We start from the raw sequence: 13,506 nt of genomic DNA, 5'->3' as shown, positions 1-13,506 counted from the left end.
CCACCCCCCGAATGAGGTCATCCCCATGAGACAGACCCGGCGCACCGCGATCGCGGCTGCCCTCCTCACCGTCACCGCGCTCGCCTCCGCCACCGCCTGTTCCGGGGGCTCCACCGCCCAGGGGTCCTCCGCCGACACGGGCACCTTCACCTTCTGGGACCCGTACCCGCAGTTCGACGCCGCCTCCGACTGGGGCAAGCGCGTCGCCTCCTGCGGCACCCAGGCCGGCGTCACCGTCAAGCGCACCGCCCTGGACACCACCGACCTCGGCAACAAGGCCCTGCTCGCCGCCCAGCAAGGCGATTCGCCCGACGTCATGCTGGTGGACAACCCCGTGGTCTCCACGCTGGTCGAGGCCGGGATCCTCAACAAGATGAGCGACCTGGGCGTGGACACCTCGTCCGTCCAGCAGAACGTCATCGGTGCGGGCGCCATCGACGGCGCCGCCTACGGGCTCCCGATCGGTGCGAACACACTGGCCCTCTACTACAACAAGTCGGTCCTGGACGCCGCCGGCGTCGACCCCGCCTCCGTCACGAACTGGGATTCCCTCAACGCCGCGCTGGCCAAGGTCAAGGCGGCCGGCAAGAAGGGCATCACCTTCTCCGCGATCGGCACGGAGGAGGGCAGCTTCCAGTTCCTGCCCTGGTTCTGGGGCGCCGGCGGTGACCTCACCCACCTCAACGACGCCAAGGGCGTGGCTGCCCTCTCGCTGTGGAAGGGCTGGGTCGCCGACGGCTACGCGCCCAACGACGTGCTCAGCAACACCCAGACCACCAGCTGGCAGGAGTTCGCCACCGGCCAGTACGCCTTCGGCGAGAACGGCACCTGGCAGCTGGCCAACGCGGCGAAGGCCGGTTTCCCCTACGGCGTCGTCACCATCCCCGCCAAGGACGGCGGACCGGCCCCCGCCCCCACCGGCGGGGAGTTCGTCACCGTTCCGGTGCAGAAGGACACCGCCCGCTACGCCGTCAGCAAGCAGATCGTCTCCTGCCTGACCGACTCGGCCAACCTGCTCGGCACCGACACCACGCTGTCCTACATCGCTCCGACCCAGGCCGTGCAGGCCCAGCAGACCCAGGCCAACCCCGCCCTCACACCGTGGGTGAGCGCCGTGGCCGCCGCCCGGGGCCGGACCAGCAACGGCCTCGGCTCCAAGTACCCGGTCATCTCGCAGCAGATGTGGACGGCCGTGCAGGGCGCCCTGTCCGGAGGCCAGGGCGCGCAGGCGGCCCTCGACGCCGCGCAGAACGCCGCCGCGAACCACCAGGGCTAGGCCGTGTCTCATAATTCCCGTCGGGCGCGCGACGCCGGGCATCCCGCCTGGACGCACCGGCGAAACGCCCAAGTACGACCCAGTACGAGGACGCTTCGCCGGCACGCCCAGCCGGGCGCCCAACGCCGCGCGCTGATCCGACGCGAATTATGAGACACGGCCTAGGGCCTGTCCGGCGGACCCTTCAAGGAGCTTCCATGACTCTCGTCCGAGCCGACCGACCACGGCGGTCACCGGCGGCGTCCGGGGCGACCCACCGAACCCGCGACGCGCGGGCCGCTGCCCGGCGCCGGAGCCGGCGCACCCAGCTCACCGCGTGGGCCTTCGTCACCCCGCTGGTCGCCTACCTCGCCGCCTTCTACCTCTATCCCCTCTACCGGAACCTTGATCTGAGCCTGCGTCACTACACAGTGCGCTCGTTCGTCGCCGGCAACGCCCCGTTCTCGGGGTGGGCCAACTTCTCCCAGGTCCTGCACGACCCGACCTTCTGGCCCGCGCTGACCAACACCGCGATCTTCACCCTGGTGTCGATCGCGTTCCAGTACGCGATCGGCCTGGCGCTGGCCGTGTTCTTCAGCCGGCGCTTCCGGCTGGCCGGCATCCTGCGGGCACTCTTCCTCATCCCCTGGCTGCTACCGCTGATCGTCTCCTCGTCGACCTGGTCCTGGATGCTCAACAGCGAGTCCGGCATCGTCAACCACGCCCTGCATCTGGTGGGGATCGCCCCCGTCGACTGGCTCACCTCTCCGCACTGGGCCCTGACCTCGGTCATCATCGCCAACATCTGGATCGGCATCCCGTTCAACCTGGTCATCCTCTACAGCGGCCTGCAGAACATCCCCGCCGAGCTGTACGAGGCGGCGTCCCTCGACGGCGCCGGCGCCTGGCAGCAGTTCCGCCGCATCACCTTCCCGCTGCTGCGGCCGGTCTCCGCGATCACCCTGTTGCTGGGCCTCGTCTACACCCTCAAGGTCTTCGACCTGATCTGGATCATGACCAGAGGGGGCCCCGGCAACTCGTCCTCCACCCTCGCGACCTGGTCCTACAAGCTCGGATTCGGCACTCTGCTGCCCCAGTTCGGCCCCGGAGCAGCGGTCGGGAACATCCTCATCCTCATCGCCCTGCTCTTCGGCCTGCTCTACATCCGCGTCCAGAGGAGGCAAGACGCATGACCCGTCCCCGCTCCGGCCGTTCACTTCGCACGACCGTGATCGGCGTCATCCTCACCGCGCTCATGCTGTTCCCGGTGTACTGGATGATCAACGTCTCCCTCACCCCCCAGCAGGACATGCGCAAGTCCCCGCCGGATCTCTTCCCGCTCCACCCCACGTTCACCGGGTACCAGGCGGTCCTGCACGATCAGCTGCCGTACCTCGCGACCAGCCTCCTCATCGGCGTCGGCACCGTCATCGTGACGCTCGTGCTCTCCGCACCCGCCGCCTACGCCCTGGCCAAACTGCGCCCCAGGGGCAGCGGTTTCCTGGGGATCTCGCTGCTGATCGCCCAGATGGTCCCGGGCATCGTCATGGCGATGGGCTTCTACGGCATCTTCCTCAACCTCGGCCTCATGCACACCTGGTGGGGACTGGTCATCGCCGACTCCACCCTCGCCGTGCCGTTCGGCGTGATGATCTTCACGGCGTTCATGTCGGGCATCCCCGACGAGCTCACCGCGGCGGCCACCATCGACGGCGCGGGCGCCTGGCGCACCTTCTGGTCCGTCGTGCTGCCCGTCAGCCGCAACGCGGTGGTCACCGTGTCGCTGTTCAGCTTCCTGTGGGCCTGGTCGGACTTCGTCTTCGCCAACACCCTCGACAGCGGCGGCGACCTCCAGCCGATCACCCTCGGCATCTACCGCTACATCGGCAACAACAACCAGGAGTGGAACTCGATCATGGCCACCGCCGTCGTCGCCTCCATCCCGGCCGCCGTCCTGCTCGTCCTCGCCCAGCGCTACGTCGCCGCCGGCGTCACGGCCGGCGCCGTCAAGGACTGACCCGGTCCCCTCTCCACCCCCGCTTTCCACCCCCCACTCTCCACCCGCCACTCTCCACCCCCCCAGTCAGGAGAGCCCACCCCATGCAGACAACCCCAACGCCCCGCCGGCGGCAGCCGCTGCCCCGCGCCGCCGCCATCGGCGCCGCGACCCTGGCGATCGTCGCCGGAGGCTTCGGCGGCGCCCCCGCCCAGGCCGCCCCGACCTCCGCCACCACCCTGGTCGTCAACGCCAACCAGATCCTGCGGTCCGTCACCCACGTGGCCAGCGGCGGCCTCTACGGCCTGGCGACCGCCACCACTCCGACCGACAGCCTGGTCGAGCCGCTGCACCCGAACACCTTCGTCCAGATGGCCCCCGGCGGCAAGCAGCTGCCCAACGGCGAACCCGCCCCCGCCGGCGACGCCCTGGTGGTCGCCCCCGAGGCGGCCAGGGCCGGGGCCAAGGTCGTCGTCCGGATGTCCGACTGGTACCCCAACTTTCCTTACAAGTGGGTCAGTTGGACCGACTGGCTGTCCGCCGTCGACACCCAGGTCGCCTCCGTCAAGGCCTCCGGTGCCACCGACATCAGTGCCTACGAGCTGTGGAACGAGCCGGACTGGACCTGGGACACCGCCAACGCCGGTGCCTTCGACGCCGGTTGGGCCAGGACCTACCAGGAGGTCCGCGCCAGGGGCGCCAACACCCCCATCCAGGGCCCGAGTTACTCGTACTACAACAACAGCCGGATGAGCACCTTCCTCACCGACGCCAAGGCCAGCGGCACCGTCCCCGACATCGTCTCCTGGCACGAGCTCGGGGGAAGCCAGAACATCGCCGCGGACGTCGCCGCGTACCGGTCCCTGGAGAGCAGCCTGGGCATCAGCCCGCGGCCGATCGCCATCGAGGAGTACGGCACCACCAGCGAGGTCGGCGTGCCCGGCCCCCTGACGGGCTACATCGCCAAGTTCGAGCGAGCCGGGATCCACGACGCCGAACTCGCCTTCTGGAACCACTACGGCACCCTCGGCGACACCCTGGTCGACACCGGCGGCTCACCCAACAGCGCCTACTGGCTCTACAAGTGGTACGGCGACATGTCCGGCAACATGCTCACCACCACACCCCCGGCGCAGACCGGCATCGACGGCGCCGCCTCGCTCAACACCGCGGGCACCCAGATCAGCGTGCTCTTCGGCGGCGGCGCCGGCTCCTCGGCCGTCACCGTCAACGGTCTCGGCTCGCTGGCAGCCTTCGGCAGCACCGTGCACGTCAAGCTGGAGTACACCCCCTCCCTCGGCCGCACCACCGCCGCCGCCCCGCCGATCACCATCTCCGAGAGCGACTACCCGGTCCAGAACGGCTCCGTCACCGTGCCGGTCACCACCAACGCCACCGACGGCTACCACCTGGTCGTCACCCCCAGCGGCAGCTCCACCTCGCTCGCCGGGCGCTACCAGATCACCAACGCCAACAGCGGCCTGGCCCTGGACACCCAGAACGCCGGCACCGCACAGGGCACCTCGGTCGTCCAGGCCACCCGGACCACCGGCACCGACCAGAACTGGACCCTGGTGTCCGCCGGTTCCGACCTCTACAAGATCATCAACCAGAAGAGCGGCCTGGCGCTGGGCATCACCCAGGAGAGCACCAGTGACGGCGGCACCGCGCTGATCTGGGGCGACAACGGCACTCCTGATCACCTGTGGCAGGTGATCCCCGCCGGCGGCGGCCAGTACAAGATCGCCAACCACAACAGCGGCCTGCTCCTCGGCGTCGCCAACGAGAGCACCGCCTCCGGGGCCCAGGTCCTCCAGTGGGACGACAACGGCACCCCCGACCACCTGTGGACCCTCACCCCCCGCTGAATCGCGCGGCCCACCAAGGGGTTCCGGTGAACACTGCCATGCATCAGCCTCCGGACAGACGCCCCTGACGGACCGTCCGACATGCGACCCCGCCACCGACCGCCTACGGTGCGTCAGTGAGGGGGCGTCCAACCCGAGAGGTGAAAATCCATGGCAGGGAAGTTCGAGCTCTACACCGACGAGAGCGGTATGCACCGGTTCCGGCTCAAGGCCAGCAACGGTGCGATCGTGGTGATCGGCGACGCGCACGAGACCAAGGAATCGCTGCTCAAGAACATCGAGTCGCTCCGCAAGATCGCGCCGTACGCCGAGGTCCGCGAGGCGGCCGCGAGTCAGGCGTAGGGCCCGGCGGTGGTGGGGCGTGGCGGCGCGCCACGCCCCACCGCCTGCTGTTTGCAGTCCAGTGAGGGCGAAGTGGCCCTGCCGGGCGGGTAGGGGCTGCGTCTAAGCTCGGGGAATGCGCATCTCGATCATCGACGCCTTCACCGACCGCCCGTTCTCCGGCAACCCTGCCGCGGTCTGCCTGCTGCCGGCCGGCGACTGGCCGGACGAGCGATGGATGCGCCAGGTGGCCCGGGAGTTGAACCTCTCCGAGACCGCGTTCGTCCGCCCGCTCACCGAAGGCCCCGGGAGCGCTGGCAGCCCTGGCAGCCCCGGGAGCTCGGAGCAGACCGGTGCCGACTACGCGCTGCGCTGGTTCACCCCGATGACCGAGGTCTCGCTCTGCGGCCACGGCACGCTCGCCGCGACCCACGCGCTGCGTGCGCAGGGTCTGGCGAGCGAGCACCCGGTCCGGTTCGACTCGCTGAGCGGCGTGCTGACCGCCACCCCGCAGCAGGACGGCACGATCAGCCTGGACTTCCCGGCCGCGCGGCTGGAGCCTGCCGAGATCCCCGCGGAGCTGGCCCAGGCCCTCGGCACCGAGGTGCTCGGCTGCCGGACCACCGGCCCGCTGGACATCCTGGTCGCCGAGCTGCGCAGCGAGCACTCGGTGCGCGGGCTGGCGCCGGACCTGGCCGCGATCACCCGTCAGCCGGCCCGCGGCGTGGTGGTCACCGCGCTCGCCGAGCACCCGGCGGACGGCTACGACTTCGTCTCGCGCTACTTCGCCCCGGCGGCAGGCGTCGCCGAGGACCCGGTGACCGGCAGCGCGCACACCGCGCTCGCGCCGTTCTGGGCCGAGCGGCTGGGCCGCACCGAGCTGACGGGCTACCAGGCCTCGATCCGCGGCGGCCTGGTCCACTGCGAGCTGCGCGCGGACCGGGTGCTGCTCTCCGGCCGGGCGGTCACCGTGCTGGACGGCGCGCTCACCCCGTCGGCAGCCAGCTGACGTGCCCGGCGAGTAGCGCGTACCCGACGAAGGCGACCGTGTCGATCAGCGAGTGCGCCGCCACCAGCGGCATCACCCGGCCCCAGCGCCGGTACAGCAGCACGAACACCGCGCCCATCACCATGTTGCCGATCAGCCCGCCGACCCCCTGGTAGAGGTGGTAGGAGCCGCGCACCACCGAGCTGGCGGCCAGCACCGCCCAGGGGCCCCAGCCGCGCTGGTCGAGCCGGCGGACCAGGTAGCCGAGCACCACCACCTCCTCCAGCACCGCGTTCTGGCAGGCGGAGAGGATCAGCACCGGGATCCGCCACCAGACGTCGGGCAGCCCGGAGGGCACCACCGTGAGGTTGAATCCGGCCGCCCGTGAACCGAAGTAGAGCGCCAGGCCGGTGCCGCCGATCACCGCCGCGACGGCCGCGCCGCGGCCCAGGTCGCCGGCCTTGCGGCGCAGGTCGAAGCCGAGCACCCGCAGCGAGCTGCCCTCGCGCACCAGCAGGTAGCCGACCAGCACCACCGGCATCAGGCCGCGGCCGATGTAGTAGAGCTGCCAGGCCAGGTCGATCCACGGCCGGCCGGGCGCAGCGGAGGCGTTGAGCGAGGCGGTCTGCTGGGAGAGCGCGACGTTCTGGGTGAGCGAGTCGGCGAAGCTGATCAGCGCGCTGATCCCGCTCGCGCCGAGCGAGAGACCGAGCACGATGAGCAGCTCCGCGCCGAGCAGCCGGCGCCCGCGATCGCCGGGCGGCAGGGCGTGATCGGGCTGCGTGGGGGGTGCCATCGTCATGGCGGATCATCTTGTCACACCACGATGAGCCCACCATGAACGCAACGGCGCCGGCTCACCAGCTCACCAGCTCACCAGCTCACCAGCTCAGGCTCACCCCACCGGCCAGGTGTGCACCGGCTCGCCCGCCCGCATCAGCTCCATGTACCGCCGGGTCATCGCGGCCAGCGCGGCCCCCCGGTCCATCCCGTACCGCTCGCGCAGCTGGTGCACGGTCGCCGCCTGCCACGCCGCGCCGTTGGTCCGGCGCAGGCAGCGCTGCTCGATGATCCCCAGGTAGCGGTCCCGGTCGGCGGGCTGCACGCCCCACTCGTCCAGCCCCTGGTGGGCCAGCGGCAGCAGTTCGCCGAGCACCAGGTCGACCACCGGCACCTCGGCCGGCCCGCCCTTGGCCCCCCGCCCCTGGCGCGGCCAGTGCACGGCGGCGTCGATGCCGTAGCGCGCGGCGGTCTGGAAGTTCCGGTCGGCCAGGTCGAACGGCAGCTTCGTCCAGATCGGTCGCGGCTGCTCGGCGAGCGCCCGGACCAGGCCGTAGTAGAACGCGGCGTTCGCCAGCGTGTCGGCGACCGTCGGGCCGGCCGGCAGGCAGCGGTTCTCCACCCGCAGGTGCGGCACGCCGTCCGCGACGTCGTAGACCGGGCGGTTCCAGCGGTAGATGGTGCCGTTGTGCAGCCGCATCTCGCCGAGTCGCGGCACCCCGCCGGAGGCGAGCACCTTGGCCGGGTCCTCGTCGTCGCAGATCGGCAGCAGCGCGGGGAAGTAGCGCAGGTTCTCGGCGAACAGGTCGAGCGCGCTGTCCACCCAGCGCTCCCCGAACCAGGTGATGGGGCGCACTCCCTGGGCCTTGAGCTCCGCCGAACGGGTGTCACAGGCCTGCTGGAAGAGCACCGGGCGGGTCTCCCGCCACAGCTCGCGGCCGAACAGGAACGGCGAGTTGGCGCCGAGCGCCACCTGGACGGCGGAGATCGCCTGGGCGGCGTTCCAGACCGGTGCGAACCGGTCGGGGGTGACCTGCAGGTGCAGTTGGAGCGAGGTCGCGGCGGCCTCGGCCACCATCGTCACCGACTCCAGCACCAGGTGCTCGACACCCTCGATGTCCAGCGCGATGTCCTCGCCGCGGGCGGCCATGATCTGGTCGCTGAGCAGGCTGTACCGGTTGTTGTGGGACATCGAGTCCAGCCCGGTGTGCTCCAGCCCGAGCGTCGGCAGCACCCCGACCATGATGATCCGGGCACCCGCCTCGGCGGCCCGCCGGTCGGCGTAGCGCAATCCGGTGTCGATCTCCTCGCGCAGCTCCTCGAAGACGTGCCCGCTGAGCCGGTGCGGCGCGATGTTGACCTCGATGTTGAACTGCCCGAGCTCGGTCTGGAAGTCGGCGGAGCCGATCGCCGCGAGCACCTGCTCGTTGCGCATCAGCGGCTGCCCCTGCTCGTCCGCCAGGTTGAGCTCTATCTCCAGACCCAGGACGGCCCTCGGGCGGTCGAAGCGGTTCTCCCGCAGCATCCGGTCGAGTGCCTCCTGACAGGCCTGCAGCTTGAGCCGGTACTGCTGTCGGTCCGCCAGGTCCGCCCGGGTCGCGATGACCTTCTCGCCCATGGATGCCCCCCTCAGGCCGGTGCCGCCGTGCCAAGCATCATGCCCATCCCCAAGATCGATACCCAGGCATCCGCGGCCCGCTGCAGCCATCACCGCGCAACGGCTAATACCTTGCAGTACAAGGGAACTGACGGTTTCTCACCCAAATTACGACTTGCCGAGAACGACGGAAGGTGATAGACATGTCACCCTGCGCACTTGTTCGAGAGGCTCCGTGCTGCCTGCTGCCCGCCAGGGCGGCTGCCCGCTTGTCGCGGAGTCCACTCGCGCGCGCCCAGCCACGCGATCACGCCCAACCGGACCCGGCCCTTCGCGCCACGCCGGTATGCCGCCTTCGCACGCCGATCTCGCACGGAGAGGCGACCCGCCATGACCTTGCAAACGCCCCAGCCGCCGCCCAGCGCGCTGCGCGCCGTACTGGCCGCACTGACCTCGGAGTCCGCGCTGCGGCAGTCCGGGGCCGCCACGCTGCGCAGTCCCACCGGCCCGCTACTGCCGTCCCATCCCCTGGCCGTGCACCAGCTGCCACCCGGGACGACGACGGTGCGCCAACTGGCCGCGGCACCCAGGACGGGCTGGCGCTTCCTGATCAAGAGCGGCGGCCAGGTACTGGCGGCCGCCGAGGTGGTGCGCTCCTCGGAGGGCCACTCCTTCGCGCACTTCGCGACCGGGCCGTACCTGGACTCCACCGTGCAGACGCTCGCCCAGGCCTGGCAGCTCGCCCAACCGCTGCCGACGGCCCATCAGGCGCGGCTGCTGTCGATGCCGGGCCACTACGCGACGGCGCTGTGGCTGCACGGCACCGAGGGCGATCCGGCGGACGACCTGCTGATCCCGCTCGCCCCGGCCCCGCTGGGCATCACCGCCCACCACGCCTACCCGGCCGGCCAACTGCTCGCCCTGCTCACCCGCCGAGCCGCCGGCTCGGCCGCGGTGGCCGCGGCGGCGGCAACGGCGGCGGCGGCCTCCACGCTGGCGGCGGTCCCGGCGTTCTAGTCACCGGCCGGGTGCGCGGCACCCGCGACCCACGTCACTCGCAGAGCACGTCACCCGTGCGCGAACCAGTCGTGCGCCAATCACCCGTCCGGACTACTCCGCACCCACCCGGTCGTGCCATGACCGGGTGGCCCGTCGGTGTGCCCGCGCGGCGGCCCAGCCATCTGAATGGGTGATCTCTGCCCCGGAGTTGTGGCACAACTCACCAAAACAGCTGCGGGACGGGCCCGGGAGGCAGACACTGGAGGAAGCGTGGAAGGACCCCCTGTCCTACCCACAGAAGCGCCGGTTCACACCTGGACCGGCGGGACAGGATCCGACCAACTTCAACGGTGTTTCCAGAGCCGGTTGCCCGAGCCGGGCACGGGCCGATGCCGCTGCGGGGGGCGTGGATCGTGAGTGAAGCGAGGTACGACGATGTGCCAGCACCGACCTGAGTGTCCGTCGGCCGAGTCCGCCGACCGGGAGGCGGCGGTCCCGGTCGCCCGTCACCCCGAGCAGGGCTGGAGCCTGCTCTGCAACGGCGTCCTGCTCTTCGAGGACACCGGCGAGCTGCTCCCGGACGGCCGGGTGATCGCCCCGCGCCGCTCGTTGCTCGCGGTCTGAACGAACCCGGAACGTCACGAAGCCTCGGTGGTCAGCGGACCACCGAGGCTTCATGACGTGCTAGCCGGTCACCGGCTCACCGGGCGTCAGACGCCGTACTCGTCCAGCGGCGGGCAGGAGCAGACCAGGTGGCGGTCGCCGTAGGCGCCGTCGATCCGGCTCACCGGCGGCCAGTACTTGTCCGCCGGGTTCACGCCCGCCGGGAAGACCGCCTCGTGCCGCGAGTAGCCGCGCGTCCAGTCGCCGGCCAGCGTGGCGGCGGTGTGCGGGGCGTGGTGCAGCGGGTTGTCCTCCGCCGACCACTCGCCGGAGCCGACCTTCTCGATCTCCGCGCGGATCTCGATCATCGCCTCGCAGAAGCGGTCGATCTCGTGCAGGTCCTCGGACTCGGTCGGCTCGATCATCAGCGTGCCGGCCACCGGGAAGGACATGGTCGGGGCGTGGAAGCCGTAGTCGATCAGGCGCTTGGCGATGTCGTCCACGGTCACCCCCGTCTCCTTGGTCAGCGGGCGGATGTCGATGATGCACTCGTGCGCGACCAGACCGCCGGGGCCCGTGTAGAGCACCGGGAAGTGCGGGGCCAGCCGCTTGGCGATGTAGTTGGCGTTCAGCACGGCGACCTGGGTCGCCCGCTTGAGGCCCTCGCCGCCCATCAGGCGCACGTACGCCCAGGAGATCGGCAGGATCGCCGCCGAGCCCCACGGCGCGGCCGAGATCGGGCCGACACCGGTGGCCGGGCCGGCCTCGCCCTGCAGCGGGTGGTTCGGCAGGTACGGCGCGAGGTGCGCGCGGACCGCGACCGGGCCGACGCCCGGGCCGCCGCCGCCGTGCGGGATGCAGAAGGTCTTGTGCAGGTTCAGGTGCGAGACGTCCGCGCCGAACTTGCCCGGCTTGGCGAGGCCGACCAGCGCGTTCAGGTTCGCGCCGTCCACGTACACCTGGCCGCCGGCCTCGTGCACCAGGCCGCAGATCTCGGTGATCTGGGTCTCGAAGACGCCGTGGGTGGACGGGTAGGTGACCATCAGCACCGAGAGCTGCTCGCGGTGCTGCTCGATCTTCGCCTTCAGGTCCTCGACGTCCACGTCGCCGTCGGTCAGCGTCTTGACGACGACCACGCGCATGCCGGCCATCACCGCGGAGGCGGCGTTGGTGCCGTGCGCCGAGGCGGGGATCAGGCAGACGTCGCGCTGGGTGTCGCCGTTCGCGTGGTGGTAGGCGCGGACCGCGAGCAGACCGGCGAACTCACCCTGGGAGCCGGCGTTCGGCTGGATCGAGACGGCGTCGTAGCCGGTCACCTCGACCAGCTGCTGCTCCAGGTGGCGGATCAGCGTCAGGTAGCCCTGGGCCTGCTCGATCGGCGCGAACGGGTGCAGCTGGCCGAACTCCGGCCAGGTGACCGCCTCCATCTCGGTGGTGGCGTTCAGCTTCATGGTGCAGGAGCCGAGCGGGATCATCCCGCGGTCCAGCGCGTAGTCCCGGTCCGAGAGGCGGCGCAGGTAGCGCAGCATCGAGGTCTCCGAGCGGTGGCTGTGGAAGACCGGGTGGGTGAGGTACTCGTCCTCGCGGAGCAGGCCGGCCGGCAGCGTGTCGGCGGCCTCCTCGACCTCGGCGCCGACGACGCCGAACGCGGCCCAGACGGCGTCCAGGTGCTCGCGGGTGGTGGTCTCGTCGCAGGAGACCGAGACGGTGTCCGCGTCGGCCAGGTAGAGGTTGACGCCGGCCTCGCGGGCCACGGCGACGACCTCGGCGGCCCGGCCCGGGACCTTGGCGGTCACGGTGTCGAAGAACGCCTCGTGGGCGAGCTCGACGCCGCCGGCGCGCAGGCCGGCCGCCAGCGCGGCGGCGTAGCGGTGGGTGCGGCGGGCGATGTCGGCCAGCCCGTCCGGGCCGTGGTAGACGGCGTACATCGAGGCCATCACGGCGAGCAGCACCTGCGCGGTGCAGATGTTGCTGGTCGCCTTCTCGCGGCGGATGTGCTGCTCGCGGGTCTGCAGCGCGAGGCGGTAGGCGCGGTGGCCGTCGGCGTCCACCGAGACGCCGACCAGGCGGCCGGGCAGCGAGCGGGCGTACTCGGCGCGCACCGACAGGTAGCCGGCGTGCGGGCCGCCGAAGCCCATCGGGACGCCGAAGCGCTGCGAGGTGCCGCACGCGATGTCGGCGCCGAGCGAGCCCGGCGACTTGAGCAGCGTGAGCGCCAGCAGGTCGGCGGCGACCGCGACGATCGCGCCCAGGCCGTGCGCCTGCTCGATCACGGCGGTCAGGTCGCGCACCACGCCGGAGGCACCGGGGTACTGGAGCAGCACGCCGAAGACGCCGCGCTCGGCGATCTCGGCCGGGATGCCCTCGGCGAGGTCGGCGACGACCACCTCGACGCCGGTCGGCAGCGCCCGGGTGCGGATCACCGCGAGGGTCTGCGGCAGCGTGTCGGCGTCAACCAGGAAGACACCGCCCTTGACCTTGGTCACCCGGCGGGCCAGCGCCATCGCCTCGGCGGCGGCGGTGCCCTCGTCGAGCAGCGAGGAGCCCGAGGTCTCCAGGCCGGTCAGGTCGGAGACCAGGGTCTGGAAGTTGAGCAGCGCCTCCAGGCGGCCCTGCGAGATCTCCGGCTGGTACGGCGTGTAGGCCGTGTACCAGGAGGGGTTCTCCATGACGTTGCGCAGGATGACCGGCGGCGTGTGGGTGCCGTAGTAGCCCAGGCCGATCATCGAGGTGAGCACCTGGTTGTGCGTGGCGAGCTCGCGCAGCTCGGCGAGCACCTGGGCCTCGCTGCGGCCGTCCGGCAGGTCCAGGGCGGTGATGCTGCGGATCGCCTCGGGGACGGCGGCGGCGGAGAGCTCGTCGAGCGAGCCGAAACCGACCTGCGCCAGCATCTTCTCCTGGGCGGCGGCGTCGGGGCCGATGTGGCGCGACTCGAACGGGCTGGCCGCCTCGAGCTCGCTGAGGGTGGCTGCGCTGCGAGAACGACCGTTGGTCGGCTGGGCAGTCATGGTGGTCGGGCCTCCTGGTCACGGACCGGCGGGGGCACGCACGCCGGGGGGAGGGCCTTCGCCACTGTGGACAGCGGATCGGCCTGCGGCG

11 protein-coding genes are annotated in these 13,506 nt (G+C 71.2%); 8 read left to right on the top strand and 3 right to left on the bottom strand.

Going from position 1 to position 13,506, the window contains the following annotated elements; all coding sequences use genetic code 11:
* Window positions 1-25: 25 nt before the first annotated feature.
* The 6 genes from AC060L_RS25185 (at window position 26) to AC060L_RS25160 (ending at window position 6,449) form a co-directional block, all read left to right on the top strand.
* Window positions 26-1,276, top strand: coding sequence for a sugar ABC transporter substrate-binding protein (locus tag AC060L_RS25185; protein WP_483801180.1), 1,251 nt, complete (start codon window positions 26-28; stop codon window positions 1,274-1,276).
* A 197-nt stretch (window positions 1,277-1,473) separates the two neighbouring features.
* On the top strand, window positions 1,474-2,448 hold the full coding sequence (locus AC060L_RS25180; protein WP_483801179.1) for a carbohydrate ABC transporter permease: 975 nt from the start codon (window positions 1,474-1,476) through the stop codon (window positions 2,446-2,448).
* Entirely contained in the window at window positions 2,445-3,272 is an 828-nt protein-coding gene (locus AC060L_RS25175; RefSeq protein ID WP_483801178.1) for a carbohydrate ABC transporter permease, read from the top strand. Before AC060L_RS25180 ends, AC060L_RS25175 begins: the two co-directional genes overlap by 4 nt.
* A gap of 83 nt (window positions 3,273-3,355) precedes the next feature.
* The gene (locus AC060L_RS25170) at window positions 3,356-5,119 is read left to right on the top strand and encodes an RICIN domain-containing protein (protein WP_483801177.1); all 1,764 of its coding nucleotides are present in this window, start codon (window positions 3,356-3,358) and stop codon (window positions 5,117-5,119) included.
* A gap of 150 nt (window positions 5,120-5,269) precedes the next feature.
* Window positions 5,270-5,461 carry a YegP family protein gene (locus tag AC060L_RS25165; RefSeq protein ID WP_483801176.1) on the top strand — a complete coding sequence of 64 codons (192 nt, stop codon included), beginning with the start codon at window positions 5,270-5,272 and terminating at the stop codon, window positions 5,459-5,461.
* 115 nt (window positions 5,462-5,576) lie between these two features.
* Window positions 5,577-6,449, top strand: a complete 873-nt coding sequence (locus tag AC060L_RS25160) for a PhzF family phenazine biosynthesis protein (protein ID WP_483801175.1) — start codon at window positions 5,577-5,579, stop codon at window positions 6,447-6,449.
* Here the strand turns inward: AC060L_RS25160 and AC060L_RS25155 are convergent.
* Both AC060L_RS25155 and AC060L_RS25150 read right to left on the bottom strand, forming a co-directional pair.
* Window positions 6,427-7,224, bottom strand: coding sequence for a CPBP family intramembrane glutamic endopeptidase (locus tag AC060L_RS25155; RefSeq protein ID WP_483801277.1), 798 nt, complete (start codon window positions 7,222-7,224; stop codon window positions 6,427-6,429). The genes AC060L_RS25160 and AC060L_RS25155 overlap by 23 nt on opposite strands.
* A 99-nt stretch (window positions 7,225-7,323) precedes the next feature.
* Window positions 7,324-8,826, bottom strand: a complete 1,503-nt coding sequence (locus AC060L_RS25150; protein ID WP_483801174.1) for a glutamate-cysteine ligase family protein — start codon at window positions 8,824-8,826, stop codon at window positions 7,324-7,326.
* A gap of 369 nt (window positions 8,827-9,195) precedes the next feature.
* Here AC060L_RS25150 and AC060L_RS25145 point away from each other — a divergent pair, with 369 nt between their 5' ends.
* Window positions 9,196-9,822: a hypothetical protein gene (locus AC060L_RS25145; RefSeq protein WP_483801173.1), complete on the top strand. Its 627-nt coding sequence runs from the start codon at window positions 9,196-9,198 to the stop codon at window positions 9,820-9,822.
* Between the two features lie 417 nt (window positions 9,823-10,239).
* Window positions 10,240-10,428, top strand: coding sequence for a DUF5999 family protein (locus AC060L_RS25140; RefSeq protein WP_483801172.1), 189 nt, complete (start codon window positions 10,240-10,242; stop codon window positions 10,426-10,428).
* Between the two features lie 86 nt (window positions 10,429-10,514).
* Here AC060L_RS25140 and gcvP read toward each other — a convergent pair whose 3' ends face one another.
* Window positions 10,515-13,415 carry an aminomethyl-transferring glycine dehydrogenase gene (gcvP, locus tag AC060L_RS25135; protein WP_483801171.1) on the bottom strand — a complete coding sequence of 967 codons (2,901 nt, stop codon included), beginning with the start codon at window positions 13,413-13,415 and terminating at the stop codon, window positions 10,515-10,517.
* Window positions 13,416-13,506 lie beyond the last annotated feature (91 nt).

The organism is Kitasatospora sp. NEAU-69, from assembly GCF_057158765.1.
Note: the sequence above shows the minus strand (reverse complement) of the source record. Positions and strands in the feature narration are given on the sequence as shown.

Bases quoted from the DNA above. Each gene is read 5' to 3' on its own strand.
- AC060L_RS25185 (WP_483801180.1), top strand. From the start codon at position 26: ATGAGACAGACCCGGCGCACCGCGATCGCGGCTGCCCTCCTCACCGTC.
- AC060L_RS25180 (WP_483801179.1), top strand. From the start codon at position 1,474: ATGACTCTCGTCCGAGCCGACCGACCACGGCGGTCACCGGCGGCGTCC.
- AC060L_RS25175 (WP_483801178.1), top strand. From the start codon at position 2,445: ATGACCCGTCCCCGCTCCGGCCGTTCACTTCGCACGACCGTGATCGGC.
- AC060L_RS25170 (WP_483801177.1), top strand. From the start codon at position 3,356: ATGCAGACAACCCCAACGCCCCGCCGGCGGCAGCCGCTGCCCCGCGCC.
- AC060L_RS25165 (WP_483801176.1), top strand. From the start codon at position 5,270: ATGGCAGGGAAGTTCGAGCTCTACACCGACGAGAGCGGTATGCACCGG.
- AC060L_RS25160 (WP_483801175.1), top strand. From the start codon at position 5,577: ATGCGCATCTCGATCATCGACGCCTTCACCGACCGCCCGTTCTCCGGC.
- AC060L_RS25155 (WP_483801277.1), bottom strand. From the start codon at position 7,224: ATGGCACCCCCCACGCAGCCCGATCACGCCCTGCCGCCCGGCGATCGC.
- AC060L_RS25150 (WP_483801174.1), bottom strand. From the start codon at position 8,826: ATGGGCGAGAAGGTCATCGCGACCCGGGCGGACCTGGCGGACCGACAG.
- AC060L_RS25145 (WP_483801173.1), top strand. From the start codon at position 9,196: ATGACCTTGCAAACGCCCCAGCCGCCGCCCAGCGCGCTGCGCGCCGTA.
- AC060L_RS25140 (WP_483801172.1), top strand. From the start codon at position 10,240: ATGTGCCAGCACCGACCTGAGTGTCCGTCGGCCGAGTCCGCCGACCGG.
- gcvP (WP_483801171.1), bottom strand. From the start codon at position 13,415: ATGACTGCCCAGCCGACCAACGGTCGTTCTCGCAGCGCAGCCACCCTC.